Here is a 17403-nt window from a genome sequence, read left to right as displayed (position 1 = left end):
CTGTTTGTGCTTCCTAAAAAATAATAGGAAGCAAATATTATAGAAAGGGTTGGATATGTCAGCACTAGCGAATACGCGAGTAAATCAGACCAGAATCAATGAGCAGGCTGATATCAGTGTTCAAGATGATATGGTCGAAATATCAAATACCTCAATTAGTGTCATTGCTCGCATTGATTATATACAACGCTTTTCAAAACAGATGACTGTTGTTGTTGATAAAAACTCAGCAGTGTACTCTAAAGTAGCCCGTCAATACTTAGCTAACATAAGCCAAGAATCTAGTAATCAAGAAATGAATGTTGCCTTTGTTGCAGCATCAAGCAAAATAAACGATATTCAAATGCGCTGCCGTGTAATTGAACAGTTGTTTGCTAATACTCTATTCGATCCAGAACAATCTCTAGCCGTGAGCATTTTGCGTTTAGCTAAACAAAATAATGGCATTATTACTGTTGTTGTTGAACACGCTCAAGCATTATCGTTACAAATTAAGTATGAGCTTTGCCAGCTTGTTGATACGGCAAAGAAAACACAAAACAATATCAACGTTGTCATATTCGGTTTAGAACAAGCGGCAATAGAAATAGGACAGAATAAAACTATTTTTGATAAAAAAGCTAGCATAATAGACGCAAGTAGTGGGCAAGTTGTTTCTTTAGATCATGCTAGGTTTAAAAACAAATCAGCAATGTTTAAAAATAATACATGGTTAAAAATAAGCTTAGCTTCTTTATTTACTCTTTTGATAATACTGGTTTTTTGGTTTTTATTTAGTGAGTATAAAAGCTTCAACTTTACGACTTTGCCTATTACACCATCAGTAACTAAAAATCCTATACCCGTAATAGTGCCGGAAAAAGTAAATACACTAGCTACGCAAAATAAACTTGCTAGCGTTTCTGAGGTTCACCTTGCCTTACTAGCTCAAGATAGTAGCCAACACTTGCTTTTAGCAAAAGCAGACAATGGTGATATATTACAAGCATTAATGTTACCTGAGTCGACTGTAAATGATAATCAGGTAGCTTCAAGCCTTGAAGAATCAACCTTGACACTAACAAAGATACAAGTAACGGCAAAGCAAATTAAATCTAACGATGTGAAGCTAGAAAAGCTAAGTGATTTAACTGCTTTACCAGTAAGCTTAAATGAACAATATTATCTGAATTCAGAAAAAGGCTATGTTGTACAAATAACAGGTTTTTCTCATTTATCAAGACTAGAAGAGTTTATTAAACAAAATAAAGATCTAGAATATTTTAGTTATGAAAAAACCTTAAATACTAAAAAGTTTTATGTACTTACCTCTAAGGTTTTTAGTGATAAAACGCAAGCAATAGAGGCAATGAACAAACTACCACAAGCTATAAAGAATCTAGGCTCCTTTTTAAAGTCGGTTTCTACAATTAAGCGTGAAATAAATACCGTTAATCAATGATTCAAGCTACAATCCCCCTCAAAGAATAAATATAGAAAAACTAGTGTAGCGGTAGTATGAGTGAGAGGTAACGCGCATTTTTAACATGAACTGAATACTTCTACGCTTTTCTCTTTTTAATACGTATGAAAATGGATAGTTCATCTATTTATAGCAGACAATCATGTTAGCTTTCGCTACGAATAATTTATAGGCTTTTTTGTGACTCAAGTTAAATCACTAGTTAGTATGCGATCTGCTTTGAAATGAGCGGGATACCCTTACGATTTTTTAATGAAATACGACTGCTCCGCATTTATGTTTTCTAAAACTATGAAAAGTGATATATCATCTACTTTCTGTCAAATATCCATGTTAGCTTTAGCTACTAATTAATTTATAGGTTTTTGTTGTGACTAAAGCTCAACCAATTGCTGGTATGCGATCGCCTCTGAAATGGGCGGGAGGCAAAAAAAGAATTACAAGTGAAATTGCTAACCTACTGCCTAAAAGGGGTAAAAAAAGGTTAGTAGAACCTTTCGTTGGTGGTGGTTCCGTTTTTCTTAATTTAGAGTTTGATGAATATCTTTTGGTAGATATGAACAAAGATCTCATTAACTTATTCAACATCATTAAAAATCAACCGACAGAATTTATTGCAGACGCTCAAAAGTTCTTCAATGGGGATAATAATCACCCCGAAAAGTATTATAATTTTAGAACTCAATTTAATCAATCTGCTGATCCATATGAACGTTCTCTAATGTTTTTGTATCTAAATAGGCATGGTTATAATGGCTTATGTCGTTATAATAAAAGTGGTGGATATAATGTACCTTTTGGAAGATATAAACATCCATATTTTCCAAAGGAAGAGTTGGAATTTTTTTCTAAAAAAGCTCAAAACGCAACGTTTATTCAAGGTGATTTTGAAACCGCTTTTTCTCAACTTGATGTTAATGATGTAGTATATTGTGATCCACCTTACTCACCTATTAATCGAACCTCAAACTTTACTGCTTATGCTGGGAACTCGTTTACTGATGAAGATCAAAAACGATTAGTTGCTTGCGCTGAACTTGCTCAAAAGAAAAATATTCCAACCTTAATATCAAACCATTATGTAGACTTTACAAAAGAGCTTTATAAAGGTGCTACTAAACATAAGCTACTCCAGGTACAACGCTCAATCAGCCAAAAAGGTAAAGGTCGAATTAAGGTAAAAGAAATATTGGCACTATATAAATAAGACCGACACTAATTGCGCAGCTATCAGTGGTATATTTTAATAAATTTGAGCTTATCAATTCAACTAGGTACTCGGTATTACCAGAGTAACGATTGCAATTAGCACAGCAATAAAAATGATCACCCCAATTACTCCTACAATAATGAAATGGCTCAATTTTCCTTGGCTAAAATCTCTTTCTCTGTTTTTATTACTTTGCACACCGAAAAATGCTGAGGCAACACTTTTAACCGTATTGATCAATGATGAGTTTTTATAAAGCATTTTTTATATTACTAATAAGTGATAAATTAGTGAAAACTATAATGCAATAACTCGACTAAATCTAGAAAATGTAAATGGGAAGGTTTGTTATCATTAGAAAGCTAGGATAGCCCACTTTTATTTGACATATAAATGTCTATTCATTAGAAGCATAAAAGTGTTAATAGGTTAGGGTGTAACCAATTAACACTTGTTGTTATGTCTTCTTTTGTTAGCTCTTAGCTATACTTAGAATGATTTACTAATGCTGAAAACTAGGTTTTCGTCACTTTCAGCACCAGCTAATTCTTTTGAGTTAGCTACAACTGCAATACCAACATCAAAACCAGAAACTTCAGTGCCGTAACCTAACTCGATGTAGTCGCCGTCAAATTCGTCACCCCAAGTACCATAGGTAGCATAAAAACCTTCATGTTCAATAGTTGCAGATAAGAAGTCATAGTCTTGATCTGCACCACCTTCAACTTCCCACTCACCTACGTTATAAGAAAGTGAGAACATACCGTAGCTTAAACCTAAGTTTACTTCATTATAAGAAGTATCAAAATCACCTGTGTATTGGTAAGTAGTAAAACCAACACTATAACCGAAGCCGTTATCTAGTTCGTTACCGTAACCGCCATAAACATCAATTTCTAAACCCTCTTGAACGTCAGCTGCCCAAGTACCAATATAAAAACCACTGTTTTCATAATCAACACCAGCGCTAGCAGATGCGGTGTCTGTTTGTACTACACCACGGAAGATATATTGTGATACTAGACCAACATTGGCACTTAAGCCTTCAATATCAGTAGCAGATGCTGAAGTTGAAATGAATGCAGATGTAGCTAAAAGTGAAGTTAGTGTGATGCTTAATAGTGATTTTTTCATGTTAATCTCTCTAAGTTATTATTAAATTATGTGTATGCCAAGTAATTAGCAAAGATGATGCCCGAATGTTCAATGTTGATATAGCTCAATATATTAATGTTACTAAACAAAGGGTTAATTTTATAATTTAATTGTGAAATAAAAATAACGTTCAATAAGCATTGATAGGTTGTACTAAAATGGTGCAGGTAAATTAATCTTGGTCAAATTAGGTGCACTGTTTATATACTGTCGCGAAACTCGCATTTAGCATTAGCTTGGGTATAATAGCGATAACTTTTTTTAGGGCTTTTTTGTTATGTCTTCTTTTTTAATTGCACCTTCTATTTTATCTGCTGATTTTGCTCGCTTGGGTGATGATGTCGCCAAGGTTTTAGCTGCGGGCGCAGATGTTGTTCACTTTGATGTTATGGATAACCATTTTGTCCCTAATTTAACTTTTGGCCCTATGATTTGCCAGTCATTGCGTGATTACGGTATAACGGCACCAATAGATGTACATTTAATGGTGAAACCTGTCGATAGTTTAATTCCTCAATTTGCTAAAGCAGGTGCTGACATCATTACTTTTCATCCAGAAGGTAGTGATCATGTTGACCGCACTTTACAGTTAATAAAAGATCATGGCTGTAAAGCGGGTTTAGTATTAAACCCAGCAACACCCTTACAATGTTTAGACTTTGTCATGGACAAACTTGATGTCATTTTATTGATGTCAGTAAATCCAGGCTTTGGGGGACAATCTTTTATTCCAACTACCTTAGATAAATTACGGTTAGTGAAAGAAAAAATCATCCAAAGTGGTCGAGATATTCGTTTACAAGTTGATGGTGGGGTTAAGGCCAATAATATTGCTGAAATCGCTGCTGCAGGTGCAGATATGTTTGTTGCAGGCAGTGCCATATTTTCTCAAACAGATTATAAAATTGCCATTGATGACATGCGCGCAGAGTTAGCAAAAGTATCAAAGTAAACATCAGTTTAAACTGATGTTAAAAATTTTTAAGGTAAGAAATACCGTTTAAAGGAAAGTTATGAGTAAACCTATTGTATTAAGTGGCTGTCAGCCATCAGGTGAATTAACTATTGGCAATTATTTAGGCGCATTAAAACAATGGGTCAATATGCAACCGAGCCATGAGTGTTATTACATGTTGGTGGATCAACATGCTATTACCGTTCGTCCTAAAGCTGAAGATTTACGTAAAGCGACTCTCGATGGATTAGCCCTTTACCTTGCTTGTGGCGTAGACCCAGAGCAAAGTACTATTTTTATTCAGTCTCATGTGCCAGAACATGCACAGTTGAGTTGGGTATTAAATTGTTATACGCAAATGGGTGAATTAAACCGTATGACACAATATAAAGATAAGTCGCAAAAATCTGAAGCAAATATGAACTCAGGTTTGTTTACTTATCCGGTATTAATGGCAGCAGATATTTTGTTGTATCGCGCAGATAGAGTGCCTGTTGGTGATGATCAAAAACAGCATTTAGAATTAGCTCGTGATATTGCCACCCGCTTTAATAACCTTTATGGTGATATTTTTACCGTGCCAGATCCATTTATTCCTCAGCATGGTGCACGAGTAATGAGCTTACTTGAGCCGACTAAGAAAATGTCAAAGTCAGATACTAATCCCGGTAACTTTATTGGTTTATTAGAAGATCCTAAAAAAATAGCCAAAAAGATTAAACGTGCAGTGACAGACTCAGATGAGCAAGCGCGTATTTATTATAATTTGGAAGAGAAACCAGGTGTGTCTAACTTACTCTCTTTGCTTTCATGTGCCACTGGCAAGCCAATTGATAGCTTAGTACCAGAGTATGAAGATAAAATGTATGGTCATTTAAAAGGTGATGTCGCTGAGGCAGTAGTCACTATGTTAGAGCCTATTCAAACCAGATATCACCAATATCGTGAAGATCACGCTTTTCTTGAGCAAGTGATGAAAAGTGGTGCTGAAAAAGCGTCGCTGAGAGCGAGCAAAGTATTAACATCAGTTTATGATGCAGTGGGCTTTATTCCGCGTCCATAAACACAGTTTCCTTCTATCCTTCGACCCTTCGACAAGCTCAGGGCAAGCGGACATGTCAGGGCAAACGGACAAGCTCAGGGCAAACGGACAAGCTCAGGGCAAGCGGACATGTCAGGGCAAGCGGACATGTCAGGGCAAGCGGAGATATTATCCGTTCACCCTGAGCTTGTCGAAGGGCTATTCCTCTTGAGCTTTCTTACTGGTCTTGTCAAAAAGCTTACTGCTATCCTCGATAAACTCATCAACGTTGCTACTTGTTGTTAATAAAAAGCTAGGCATCATAATAGTCGCGTTATAGTTAGGTCTAGGATTGAAGTCGGGCTTCTTACTATATTGTATTAAATAGCTTCCACCAAATAATAAGATAGTAAGACATGCCGAAATCACTATTCGCCTTTTACTACTCATATGAAAGCCGATATAACTATTTAACCAGAACAAGCCAAAGGCAAGCATGACTGAGGTAAAAGTCATAAATATCGGCAATATGTTGTTACCTGAACTATTAAACGTAACTATATTTTCTAAAATACTGCTAAACCACATCAAGTTAAATAATACAAAACTAACAGCAAGCTGCGCCATTAGCCGGGCGTCATTTTTGGTGAAGTGTGATACCAAAGCTACCCCTGCAGGCCATAGCGCAAACCCTAATGTAATGCCAATAGCTGGCACTAGTAATTGACTGAAATTTACTTCTATCGGTTTATTAAAGTAAATAATACTCCCAGCTATTATTGTGAAAAAAGCAATGCTGATAAATAAGGCTACAGGGTGACGCATAAGATTGATAAAGCTTTCAAACGGACTAAAAGCTACTGTTGGTGCAACGGCATGATCGCTAAATAATAGTCGTAACTGACTTTTACCTAAGTTGATTACATCACCATCACGCACAATATGCTGATTCGCGTCCTGCTTTTTCTCTTTAGAGTTTTCTATAAATGTACCATTAATTGTATGATTATCAGTTATTTGCCATTGTTTATCGATATAATCAATACTAATGTGGCTTGGGCAAACATGAGGGTCAGCTAAAATAATATCATTATGATAGTCTCGACCTATATTAATACAGGGTTTATCGATTTTGTGTCTATGTAGCAATTTATGATTACGATTGATTTCTTCAATCACTAATTCTTTCACGTCTACTTTGTTTGTCACGAACGCCTCTTTTATTAATTCCATGACACGGCCTCCATAAACTTACGGGTGAACGCTAACGCATTTTTTTGATCAATACCCGCAACAGTAAAGTGGCTTACTAACGCCTGTTTATTTTTGTCTATTGAAGCACTTAAATACAGTACATCGAATAAGTCTGGAAATTTTTTATAAGCGCGAGTACACAAGATGCTTTTGTTATTTATCATTTGGTTGTCAGGCATAACTAAATCATGATGACATTGGTATTGGGTAACGTTGTCTTTTCCTGCTCTATTTCCGGCACCAGCATGGGCGATTTGCTGTTGATATAAATGATAAAACTTATTAGCCCCAATATCTTTTGCCTGCATATAGCGAAATTCTATTTCCATCGCGCCCGTAAAAAACCGTGATGAAAGGTAAGTGTTTTCATCTAATGAGCAATTTGCTACGGCAGTTAAAATCAATGCATCTGCTTTGTCAGCATTTGAATCTCCCCAACAACGAATAAAGGGCACATCAATGATAGGAATAACGCCATGCTTCCCAAGTGTTTTTGCTTGCCATGGGCTATTTAATATTTCGGTCATTAATTTGTTTTGATTGGCGGTTAATTGTGCAGTCATTTGTAATTCAATTGATTCAGGGGGAGTGAGTAAAAAATCCTGATATAAATTTTGGAGTTTGTCGTGAGGCACTAAAAAGCCAATTGAATTACCTGAGGTTGCCACGTTAATACCAACAACTTCTGCCTGTTTGTTTACCACAGGCCCACCACTCATACCTGAATTGATTGAACCAGTAAAATGAATGCGTTCATTAAACGATTCTTTTTTCAAACCATTATAAGTACCAGGTACTACTATCATGCCTAAATCATGGGGATTACCTAAGGAAAACAATTGTTCGCCTTTATGTGGTGCGGTTTTAGAAAGCTGGAAAAAACTTATCTCATCGCTACTTGTAGTGTCAATTTTACGTTTAACTAAAGCGAGATCATTAATTACATCAACACTTTGTAGGGTTAATAAGCCAGTATCTCCTTCACTATTTAAATATTCAATACGATACTTTTTAGAATGTAAGGCATAGCTTGAAATAACATGATAATTGGTTGCTATAATGCCATCCTCGCTGATTTGAAAACCTGATCCAATAGATGACTTTTCACCGCTCGCCTTATCGATTAACTTTATTTGATAAAGAGAGGGTTTCAATTGATTAAATAGTTGCTCTGCTTGTTCCGTGGCAAAACTACTACTGCTTAGCACAATAAATACTAAGGTAAAAAGAGCTTTCATCTATATTCCTACTAAAAAATGACCATCCTATTGTGCCATTGTCTGCGTATTAGTCACTTAATATTTTGACTATTCTAATGTCTAACGTATTATGCAAATAATTAATGAGTAAAATGGATGATTTTATGAAAGTAATCAAACTATTATTGACCACAGCTTTACTAGGTTATTACAGTCACTTTGCGTTGGCTAGTGACAATAAAGGGTTATGCCAAGAGGGTGATAATTCGTGTACTTTTGTACTATTAACCGAGTCTAGAAAAGTAAACGCTAGCAATAAAGGCAACATAAGTACTGTAAATGAAGCTCGAGCAAATACACAGCTTTCACCTTTTTCTACTTTTAAAGTTACCAATAGTTTAATTGCCTTAGATTTAGGCGTAATTAAAAATACTAAGCAAGTATTAACTTATGATGAAAAATCTTATCCTAAGCAAGTTTGGTGGCCATCTGTGTGGAAGCTACCTCATTATGACTTAACCACAGCTTTTAAGTATTCAATGGTGGCTATTTATCGTCAATTGGCAACCGATATTGGCGAAAAAAGCATGAGTAGTTACTTAAATAAAATGCATTATGGAAACCAGGATATTTCTTCAGGCTTAGATAACTTTTGGTTAAATGGCAGTCTGAAAATATCAGCCGTTGAGCAAATAGGTTTTTTGCAAAAAATATATCACAACAAGTTTGCTTTTAACGAACAGGCGATTGATAGCTTAAAAGAGGTAATGCTGATAGAGACAAAACCGAGTTACCGTTTATTTGCCAAAACAGGTGCGGGTAAACTTGATGACGGTACTATGCTTGGTTGGTATATAGGCTTTGTTGAAAACTCTGCGGGGGTTCATTTTTTTGCTTTTAATTTTGACAGCCCAAGTTATGGTGAAATGAAAGCTAAACGAACTAAGCAGGCGAAAAGTCATTTAAGACAAGCCGGTATAATTGAATAACCCCATTACTTTGATTGGTATAATACTCCATGATAAAAATCAGCTTTATTGATCTAGTGCAAAAAAGCTGATTTTACCCTGCGACAAATTGTCGCGCATTGCGCATTTCCTTTTGTTTTAAATAAGTTAAGCCGTGAGAATGTGTTTAATTTAAAAATTACTCATTAACTGAAGTGAAACACTATGCGCACTTTTCTTACCCCATCAGCAATTGCTGTAAAAATAGTTTTGTTATCAACCATTACCTCTTCCACCGTTATGTTATCTGGACAAGCTTTAGCCGATGACGCGCCTGATGCGATTGATGAGTTAGAAGTAATCACCATTACCAACCAACGTCATCATGGTTTGGAAGGCATGAAAGGCTATGCGCAAGGGCACACTAGCGCACCTGATTTAGCTGATTGGCTCACCTCTGTTCCGGGCGCCAATATTAATAGCAATGGCCCAATTACCGGAATTGCTCAATATCGCGGTTTATATGGCGACAGAGTTGCAGCCTCTCTTGATGGTCATCCTGTAATTGGTGCAGGTCCTAATGCGATGGATACACCGCTAAGTTACTCAACTCCACTCATCGTTGACTCTATGACTGTGTATCGCGGTATCGCACCAGTATCAGCGGGTATTAATACCCTTGGTGGTGCCGTTGAAGTAAAAATGCGTAAAGCAGAAACTATGAATAGTGAAAACACAGCATTATCGGGTGATATACAAGCAGGTTACCGTAGTAACAACAGTGCTAAAACGTTATCTGCTGTTACCAATATCGCTAAAGGTGATGTTGCCGTATTGTTATATGGCAATAGCCAAACAGGTGATAGCATGGAAAGTGGTGATGGTGTTGAGATCAGCCCAACTGACTTTGACAAAGTACAATTTGGTGGCGATATTCGTTATAGCAAAGGCGACAATGAAGTAGGCCTAAGTTATCACTATACCGATACTAATGATTCAGGCACGCCCGCTTTACCGATGGATATTGAATATATTGAAAGTCATCGTATCACGCTTGATGGTGCTTTTAAGTTAAGTGATTGGCAGGGTGAATGGCAGATAGGCTATATCGATGCGGATCACGGTATGACTAACTTTTTAATGCGTGAAAATACTGATCCTACAAAGTTTCGTCGTAATAATGCGACAGCAGAAACCTCTGATTTCAAACTTGAATTAACTCAAAGTTTTGACTTTGGTGAACTTGCCTTTGGTATTGATGGTTACTTTGCTAGCCATGATTCAGTTATTACAAACCCTAATAATATGATGTTTAAAGTGGTTAACTTTAACTCAGTTGAAGACAATCGCTATGGTGTTTTTACCCAATGGCAAAATAAGTTTGACCAAACTAATGTACAGCTAGGTGTCAGGCTTAAACGCGCAGAAGCCAATGCAGGCGAAGTTAGTTCATCAATGGCGATGATGATGAATCCTATGGGAAGTCTTGCCGGTGGCTTGCAAGATGATTTTAATAATGCAAATCGAAAAGTGTCAGACAATAATGTAGATATCGCCTTAAATACCCAAACTCAATTATCAACTAATGTCTCTTTTTCTGCAGGCTTAGGGATTAAAAATCGTGCGCCTTCTTATCAAGAACGTTACTTGTGGACGCCTATGGAATCAACAGGTGGTTTAGCAGATGGACACACTTATATCGGCGATATTAACCTTAAATCAGAAACGGCTTACCAAGTAGATTTAGGGTTAACGTATCAAGATGACAAGCTAATGTTAGCACCGCATATTTTCTATCAATCTATTGATGACTATATTCAAGGCACGCCAATGGGCATGGCTGATATGTCGGCTAAAATGCTGGCAAATATGATGTCGGGTGACACTAATCCGCTAAAATTCTCAAATGTTGACGCAGAACTTTATGGTGTTGATCTTAATGGCTATTACGATATTAGTGATCAGATAGAATTATCAACGATTATTAGCTATGTACAAGGTGAGCGTCGTGATATTGATGACAACTTGTACCGTATTGCACCACTTAATGGTCAGATTAATTTACGCTATAGTAGCGACGACTGGATGGTTAAAACAAGCCTTGTTATGGCAGCTAAACAAAATGATGTATCGAGTACTAATAATGAACAGAAAACATCAGGCTATGGTGTTGTTAATATAGATGCGCAATACTTTGTCAATAACGACTTAGCAATACGCTTAGGTGTTGATAATATTTTAGATAAAAATTATCAAAATCATTTAGGGGGATATAACCGTGTTAAAGGAACTGAAACACCTGTTATGTCGAGATTACCTAGTGAAGGTGTTAGTGCTTGGGCTGAAGTTACTTATAGCTTTTAAATTTCACTTTATAACTCAAATAACCTAAAAAAAAGCCCTGAAATATCAGGGCTTTTTTGATTGTTTCTTTATGCGCTAGATCAAACATTCCCAATAAATATCTAGGTAACTTCCTATTTGCGACATTTTGTCACACTGCAAAAACCCCAAAATATTCTACTATAGCGCCAAGTTAAATAATCAAAAAATAATAGCTATCAACATGAATAAAAAATTAAAAATATCATTACTGTCTCTCCTTATAAGTCAGTATTGTGGGTCTGTTTTCGCAGAAGCTCCTTTGATGGATGATGGGGCTCATGGTTTTGAACGTATGACTGTCACGGCATCACGTCAAGAGTCATTAGACACTGATTTGGCTATGTCTGTAAAAGGTGTTGGTAAAGAAGAATTAGCACTTGATAATGGCCAACATGTGGCTGAATCATTGAACAGTATTTCAGGGGTGCTAATTGACCAACTTTCAGGTGGTCAAGGTCATAAGGCTGCCATTAGAATGCCAATGAATACAGGGGGTTACTACTTATACTTACAAGATAATATCCCACTGCAATCGGCTGCTTTTTTCAATCATAATGCGTTGTGGTGGTCTAGTTTTAATTCGAATGTTGCCCGCATGGAAGTATTAAAGGGGGCAGGAACTGCACTTTACGGCTCAGGCGCGGTAGCAGCCACGGTAAATATTTTATCAGCGGATATAGCTCAGTCGCCACAAACCAGTATTGATTTAATGCTAGGTGAAGATGAGTACTCTAAAGTACAAGCCAGTCATAGTAATCAAATATCTAACACTCAAAGCTTTCGACTTTCAGGGTCGTATTTAAAGAATGACGGTTGGCGTGATCACACCGGATCTGAACGTGCAGAAGTAACCCTTCGTCATGAGCTTGATTTAGGTGACAATGAACGTTTAATTACTTCTTTTGTAGCCTCAGATCTTGAGCAGGAAATGGCGGCAAGCTTATCTGAAGATTTATATGAAAATGATAAAACTAACTCAGGTCTTTCTGAAAGCGTTTTAGCCAGCGATCCCTTACGTAAAACCAAGTATATGCGTCTTTCAACACAATGGGATAAAGTTGATGGCAATAACTTCTACTCACTGATTCCCTACTATCGTTATCGCACTAATGACTATACTGCAACGTGGAATCAAAACATGCCGAAAGTAGAATCGCAAGTGCAAACATTAGGTTTATTAGCATTAGCAAGTTTTGAGCACAGTAGTGATAACACAACAACAATTGGGGTCGATATTGAATTGACTGAAGGTGATCAACTTTCTTATCAACCGCTCGATTTTACTACGTCAGGTTGGGGAGCAGACACGTTTGTACAAGGTGAAAAATTCTACGATGATACTACTCAATTCATCAGTATATCTCCTTATATTCAGCATAAACGTAGTTTAACGGATAACCTTGATTTAACTTTAGGTGCCCGTTACGACTATGCACAGTATGACTTTGATAATCACTTAGGCGTTTATGGTGATATTGGTCATGGCAAAATAAGTGTAGAAAATCGAAGTGATGATTTTAATCATTTCAGCCCTAAAGCCAGTTTAAATTATCATTTAAGTGAAGACAGCAGCGTTTATGTTCGTTACGCCAATAGTTTCCGCTTACCTACGGCAGGCAGCTTATATCATTTAACTGTTAAAGATGATGGCGATGCTAAAGCGGTTGATCCTGAAACATCAGATACTTACGAGTTAGGTTATAAAGCCAATTGGAAAACCGTAACCTTTGATACGGCTATTTATTATATGGATGTTGATGATGGCATCGTTCACGCCTATAACGATGATGGTCAGCGTTATTTAACCAACGCGACGCGTGTTATCCATAAAGGGATTGAAGCTTCAATTTTATGGCAAATTAATGAGCAACTAAATATTAGTACTGCCTATAGCCAATCTAAGCATGAGTTTGATGAACATGACGATTTCGCCGGTAATGAAATGTCAGCAGCCCCTGATTATATTGCCAATGTGCGTGTGCGTTATATGCCTTCTTTCTTACAAGGTTTTAGCGCCATGTTAGAGGTACAATCAATTGGTGAATATTGGTTAGATGATGCGAATAGTCAAGATGATGAAGGAAATGATCGCATTGAAGATGGTTACACTATTGGTAATTTGAAAGCACGTTATCAGGTCTCAGAGCAGCTAGCATTTCATGCAAGGGTGCTAAACATTACCGATGAAGAGTATGCTCAAGAAGCATCGTATCGATATGGTAAAATCACTTATTCACCTGGCGCTCCTCGAACAGCCTATGTTGGCTTAAGTTATCAGTGGTAAGGAAAAAACATGTATACATTGATTTATAGATTGTTGCTTTGCGTCATGTTTTTTTTATTGTTGTTCACTGTAAATAAAAGTACCGCAGCGGAACATAATCACCAAGCAATGGTTTCAAAAGTGGTACAAACAGAAAATTGTAAAGAAATAGAAGTAACATGTGCTAAAACTGTGACTTCAGTGTTTGCGCCAAATGATGACTTATGGCGTTTGTGGGCACAAAACACCAGTATGTACTTTCAAATTTCAATAGATAATGGTTTAACATTTTCTGATGTTAATCGGGTTGCTATAGATAAAGAAAAAATATCGGCCCGCAATGAAAATCGACCTAAAATAGCCTTTGATAAATACCAAGGTGTGTACTTGTCATGGGCAACACCAAAAGAGAAAAAACATACCGCAGATGTACGCTTTTCTTATTCTAGTGATTACGGTAAAACGTTTACTAAGCCCATAACAGTTAATGATGATAACTTGCTAACAGGGCATAGCTTTAATGAAATGTTAGTAACAGATGAAGGTGATATCAACATTGTTTGGCTTGATTCACGCTTATCTCATCAGCTTCGTTTGCAAGGAAAGAAAACCAAAGGCTCAGAATTGTATATTGGTAAAGCTAATTATCGAAAAAACGAAACAAGTTTTTCAAATAAGCAGCTAGCAAATAATACCTGTGTTTGTTGTCGTATCGCGATGGATTATAATAATCACGGTGAGTTAGCCATATTTTGGCGACATATTTATGGTGATAACATTCGCGAATTTGCTTTGTTAACACTTAGCAAAGGCGAAAACTCACAACAAACACCTTACCAAATAAGCTATGATCATTGGAAAATTAATGGCTGTCCTCATCAAGGAGGTGCTATCAGCATTAATGAAAATAATCGCTATCATATGGTGTGGTTTAATCAAGGGGACGTTGGTAAGGGAATTTTTTATGCCTCAAGTACCGATCAAGGAAAATCGTTAACCAAACCCATTTCAGTTGGCGTGCAATCCGCACAAGCAGCACACCCGCATTTGAATACAAATAGCAATAATATCGACATTGTTTGGACACAGTTTACTGGTACTGAACATGAACTATGGCATCAACGCTCAACAGACAACGGCAAATCGTTCACTCAAGCGGTGATGTTAGCAACAGCAGTTAACGGCTCTGATCGCCCCTTTATATTCAAAAAAGATAAGGTTAGTTATGTGTCATGGCATCGTCCGAAACAAGGGCATTTGGTGCAAGCATTATGAAGTTTTTTAAAAAGCTAACTTATGCTGTTTTTATTTGGTTTTTAGTTGGCATAAGTACCTCTTTTGCGGAATCAATTGCCTTTGATAAAACGCAATTGGCTTCGGTTAAAATGCAAAACATGGGTAAGCAATGGTTAATGCTACTCTGGTCAGTTGACTGTCCTCCTTGTTTTAAGGAGCTAGCCATTATTCAAAAGCTACAAGGTCAACATGATGATCTAGCGGTAGTGATTATAAATACCGATGCTAATGATGAAATAAATGCAGAACGTGAAGAGATTATAAAGAAGTTCGAATTAGGCAATTTTACTAATTTTCATTTTGTTGATGGCAGAGGCGATCAAAGCCGATTTTTTATCGATCCTAATTGGTACGGTGAATTACCGCGAAGTTATTTTATCGAAAGTAACGGTAAATTTCACGGTAAAAGTGGCTTGGTTAATCAATCCATTTTAACGCAATGGCTAGTTAACTAAAATGACTACAAAGTCAGTAATACTTGTATTTATACCCGTGACCACTGAAACCTGCACTTTGAATGATTACGGGTAAAGATATTGATAAGCAATTACCGTTATTTTTAAATTAAGAAACTATTCTTCGCATTAGCTCACTAAATGGTGAATTTAATACCCTATAAAGCCAAGACTGATTTGTATTAGTTTTGGCTTTTATATTCAGCGGATGACTCTTTTTAACGATTAACTTATTAATGCGCTGTTGTTCTTCGCGTTTTAACTGTCTAGCCTCAATACGTCTATCGCTGGCTTGATTAGCACGATCAGCAAAACTGAGCCTTTTTTCACTACTCATCGAAGACAATATACCAACACTACTATTAGCTGTTTTAGCTTTAACTTTTCGTTTAGGTTTTGGCGAACTACACATAGCGATAACCCTCATGCTTTAGCAATGTTGTTAATCGAATAATCTATACCCTTGAGATAACATGGGTATATAAGTAGAACCCTTAAGCTTGATTATTATTTCATCGTTAATTTAGGTATCATAAAATATCATCTAAAAGTTGGACGAATTCTCCTGTTTATAAAGAATGAGATAAAACATGACTGAAAGCTTAACCTTTGAACAAGCTGAGCAATACTTATTATCTAAACCCGAAACTTCTTTGTATTACCCGTTTGGTGACGAAGTAAAAGTTTTTCGGGTAAAAACTAAAATGTTCGCTACGTTAGCACTGGGTAAAATGGGCAAAGGTGATGGCGAAAATCAAGACTGGTGGCTAAACCTTAAATGTGAACCTGATGAAGCGATAATGTTACGCGAAATATTCCCCTCAATAATTCCTGGTTATCATATGAATAAAAGATTATGGGTTACTGTCATTCTTGATGGCTCTATTCCACAGGGTGAAATAGAGCGGATGATGGATAATTCGTTTATGTTAGTGGTTAATAAAATGACTAAGAAAGAGCAGCGGTCGATTCTTTTGCATATTGGGACATAGCTTCTGTAAAGTGCGCAAACTGGAAGTAATATTTTGAAATTGAGAGTATTTGTCGAGGTCAACTGAATATCAGGTAGTTGACCTAAGCAAGTTGACAGCGAAATTAAAAATTATTGGCATAGCGGACGTTCCAAAAATCAGTTTTTAGGCTAATTTCATGGTCAAAAAAGAAAAATAAAATTATAGAATAAAAATAATAGCTATGACGGCTGAAAGCTCAGGCTGTGTGAAAACTCATAAACAACTGTGCTGTTCGCGCACTATCTTTGTTCTGGTGTTAATAATAGCTACTTTTACAAGCATTTTAGGTTATTTACGATGACTAACGTGATGGGGAACCCTGTAGAGTTATTACGTTTATATTGGTGTTTTTGTCACTAATAGTGAGGTTTTTAGACCAAATCAGACCAACTATTGCCTGATTAACTTCATCAAACCAATAGTGCCTTTAATTGACATCATTCGTTTAAGATTATAAGCAAGAACATGTAGATTAGTCTCTGTACTTACGTTTTTTAAACGCTTAGTAAGATAATGAGTCGCACCCATCCACATCTTTATGGTGCCGAATGGATGCTCTACAGTTTGCTTACGAATAAGCGGCGTGTCACTCGCTTCCTTGAGTCGTTGGTGCATGGCATCAATGTCATTTTCATGTACCCAACGTCGCATTTTTCTTGGTTCTTTGAGTGAGCGAGTACACTTTGCGCGAATATCGCAATCTCTACAAGCGATATGGTCTACATAGATGCGTATCTGTAAACCATCTTCCATGGCATTACGACGATAAGGCAATATGTTACCCGCAG

16 protein-coding genes are annotated in these 17403 nt (G+C 36.7%); 10 read left to right on the top strand and 6 right to left on the bottom strand.

Annotated features, from left to right (window positions below; all coding sequences use genetic code 11):
- Window positions 1-55: 55 nt before the first annotated feature.
- Together DWA31_RS13780 and DWA31_RS13775 are read left to right on the top strand one after the other, a co-directional pair.
- Window positions 56-1441, top strand: a complete 1386-nt coding sequence (locus DWA31_RS13780; protein ID WP_114327155.1) for an SPOR domain-containing protein — start codon at window positions 56-58, stop codon at window positions 1439-1441.
- Between the two features lie 418 nt (window positions 1442-1859).
- Window positions 1860-2669, top strand: a complete 810-nt coding sequence (locus DWA31_RS13775) for a Dam family site-specific DNA-(adenine-N6)-methyltransferase (RefSeq protein WP_114327230.1) — start codon at window positions 1860-1862, stop codon at window positions 2667-2669.
- Between the two features lie 63 nt (window positions 2670-2732).
- Here DWA31_RS13775 and DWA31_RS13770 read toward each other — a convergent pair whose 3' ends face one another.
- Both DWA31_RS13770 and DWA31_RS13765 read right to left on the bottom strand, forming a co-directional pair.
- Window positions 2733-2933, bottom strand: a complete 201-nt coding sequence (locus tag DWA31_RS13770) for a DUF2970 domain-containing protein (protein WP_114327154.1) — start codon at window positions 2931-2933, stop codon at window positions 2733-2735.
- Between the two features lie 228 nt (window positions 2934-3161).
- On the bottom strand, window positions 3162-3806 hold the full coding sequence (locus DWA31_RS13765) for a TorF family putative porin (RefSeq protein WP_114327153.1): 645 nt from the start codon (window positions 3804-3806) through the stop codon (window positions 3162-3164).
- 298 nt (window positions 3807-4104) lie between these two features.
- Between DWA31_RS13765 and rpe the strand changes: the two genes are divergently transcribed.
- Together rpe and trpS are read left to right on the top strand one after the other, a co-directional pair.
- On the top strand, window positions 4105-4779 hold the full coding sequence (gene rpe, locus DWA31_RS13760) for a ribulose-phosphate 3-epimerase (protein ID WP_114327152.1): 675 nt from the start codon (window positions 4105-4107) through the stop codon (window positions 4777-4779).
- Between the two features lie 61 nt (window positions 4780-4840).
- Window positions 4841-5845: a tryptophan--tRNA ligase gene (trpS, locus tag DWA31_RS13755; RefSeq protein ID WP_114327151.1), complete on the top strand. Its 1005-nt coding sequence runs from the start codon at window positions 4841-4843 to the stop codon at window positions 5843-5845.
- Window positions 5846-6022: 177 nt separating this feature from the next.
- Here trpS and DWA31_RS13750 read toward each other — a convergent pair whose 3' ends face one another.
- Window positions 6023-7012: an FHA domain-containing protein gene (locus tag DWA31_RS13750; protein WP_168427349.1), complete on the bottom strand. Its 990-nt coding sequence runs from the start codon at window positions 7010-7012 to the stop codon at window positions 6023-6025.
- A gap of 14 nt (window positions 7013-7026) precedes the next feature.
- A complete protein-coding gene (locus DWA31_RS13745; RefSeq protein ID WP_114327149.1) occupies window positions 7027-8295 on the bottom strand; it encodes a S1 family peptidase in 1269 nt (422 codons plus the stop codon).
- 125 nt (window positions 8296-8420) lie between these two features.
- Between DWA31_RS13745 and DWA31_RS13740 the strand changes: the two genes are divergently transcribed.
- The 5 genes from DWA31_RS13740 (at window position 8421) to DWA31_RS13720 (ending at window position 15602) form a co-directional block, all read left to right on the top strand.
- Window positions 8421-9245, top strand: a complete 825-nt coding sequence (locus DWA31_RS13740; RefSeq protein WP_168427348.1) for a class D beta-lactamase — start codon at window positions 8421-8423, stop codon at window positions 9243-9245.
- 183 nt (window positions 9246-9428) lie between these two features.
- Entirely contained in the window at window positions 9429-11567 is a 2139-nt protein-coding gene (locus DWA31_RS13735; protein WP_114327147.1) for a TonB-dependent receptor, read from the top strand.
- 202 nt (window positions 11568-11769) lie between these two features.
- The gene (locus tag DWA31_RS13730) at window positions 11770-13872 is read left to right on the top strand and encodes a TonB-dependent receptor (protein ID WP_114327146.1); all 2103 of its coding nucleotides are present in this window, start codon (window positions 11770-11772) and stop codon (window positions 13870-13872) included.
- Window positions 13873-13881: 9 nt separating this feature from the next.
- Complete coding sequence (locus DWA31_RS13725; protein WP_114327145.1) at window positions 13882-15126, top strand: sialidase family protein; 1245 nt, start codon at window positions 13882-13884, stop codon at window positions 15124-15126.
- Window positions 15123-15602: a TlpA family protein disulfide reductase gene (locus tag DWA31_RS13720; RefSeq protein WP_114327144.1), complete on the top strand. Its 480-nt coding sequence runs from the start codon at window positions 15123-15125 to the stop codon at window positions 15600-15602. The genes DWA31_RS13725 and DWA31_RS13720 overlap by 4 nt, the downstream gene beginning before the upstream one ends.
- Before the next feature lie 109 nt (window positions 15603-15711).
- Here the strand turns inward: DWA31_RS13720 and DWA31_RS13715 are convergent, their stop codons facing one another.
- Window positions 15712-16014, bottom strand: a complete 303-nt coding sequence (locus tag DWA31_RS13715; protein ID WP_114327143.1) for a hypothetical protein — start codon at window positions 16012-16014, stop codon at window positions 15712-15714.
- Between the two features lie 178 nt (window positions 16015-16192).
- Here DWA31_RS13715 and DWA31_RS13710 point away from each other — a divergent pair, with 178 nt between their 5' ends.
- On the top strand, window positions 16193-16594 hold the full coding sequence (locus DWA31_RS13710; protein WP_114327142.1) for an MmcQ/YjbR family DNA-binding protein: 402 nt from the start codon (window positions 16193-16195) through the stop codon (window positions 16592-16594).
- A 411-nt stretch (window positions 16595-17005) separates the two neighbouring features.
- Here the strand turns inward: DWA31_RS13710 and DWA31_RS13705 are convergent.
- Window positions 17006-17403, bottom strand: a 398-nt coding sequence (locus DWA31_RS13705; protein WP_210725602.1) for a transposase, incomplete at its 5' end; no start/stop codon positions are given.

Origin of the sequence: Candidatus Colwellia aromaticivorans (genome assembly GCF_003333305.1) — a bacterium.
GTDB lineage: Bacteria > Pseudomonadota > Gammaproteobacteria > Enterobacterales > Alteromonadaceae > Colwellia > Colwellia aromaticivorans.
Note: the sequence above shows the minus strand (reverse complement) of the source record. Positions and strands in the feature narration are given on the sequence as shown.

Bases quoted from the DNA above. Each gene is read 5' to 3' on its own strand.
- DWA31_RS13780 (WP_114327155.1), top strand. From the start codon at position 56: ATGTCAGCACTAGCGAATACGCGAGTAAATCAGACCAGAATCAATGAG.
- DWA31_RS13775 (WP_114327230.1), top strand. From the start codon at position 1,860: ATGCGATCGCCTCTGAAATGGGCGGGAGGCAAAAAAAGAATTACAAGT.
- DWA31_RS13770 (WP_114327154.1), bottom strand. From the start codon at position 2,933: ATGCTTTATAAAAACTCATCATTGATCAATACGGTTAAAAGTGTTGCC.
- DWA31_RS13765 (WP_114327153.1), bottom strand. From the start codon at position 3,806: ATGAAAAAATCACTATTAAGCATCACACTAACTTCACTTTTAGCTACA.
- rpe (WP_114327152.1), top strand. From the start codon at position 4,105: ATGTCTTCTTTTTTAATTGCACCTTCTATTTTATCTGCTGATTTTGCT.
- trpS (WP_114327151.1), top strand. From the start codon at position 4,841: ATGAGTAAACCTATTGTATTAAGTGGCTGTCAGCCATCAGGTGAATTA.
- DWA31_RS13745 (WP_114327149.1), bottom strand. From the start codon at position 8,295: ATGAAAGCTCTTTTTACCTTAGTATTTATTGTGCTAAGCAGTAGTAGT.
- DWA31_RS13740 (WP_168427348.1), top strand. From the start codon at position 8,421: ATGAAAGTAATCAAACTATTATTGACCACAGCTTTACTAGGTTATTAC.
- DWA31_RS13735 (WP_114327147.1), top strand. From the start codon at position 9,429: ATGCGCACTTTTCTTACCCCATCAGCAATTGCTGTAAAAATAGTTTTG.
- DWA31_RS13730 (WP_114327146.1), top strand. From the start codon at position 11,770: ATGAATAAAAAATTAAAAATATCATTACTGTCTCTCCTTATAAGTCAG.
- DWA31_RS13725 (WP_114327145.1), top strand. From the start codon at position 13,882: ATGTATACATTGATTTATAGATTGTTGCTTTGCGTCATGTTTTTTTTA.
- DWA31_RS13720 (WP_114327144.1), top strand. From the start codon at position 15,123: ATGAAGTTTTTTAAAAAGCTAACTTATGCTGTTTTTATTTGGTTTTTA.
- DWA31_RS13715 (WP_114327143.1), bottom strand. From the start codon at position 16,014: ATGTGTAGTTCGCCAAAACCTAAACGAAAAGTTAAAGCTAAAACAGCT.
- DWA31_RS13710 (WP_114327142.1), top strand. From the start codon at position 16,193: ATGACTGAAAGCTTAACCTTTGAACAAGCTGAGCAATACTTATTATCT.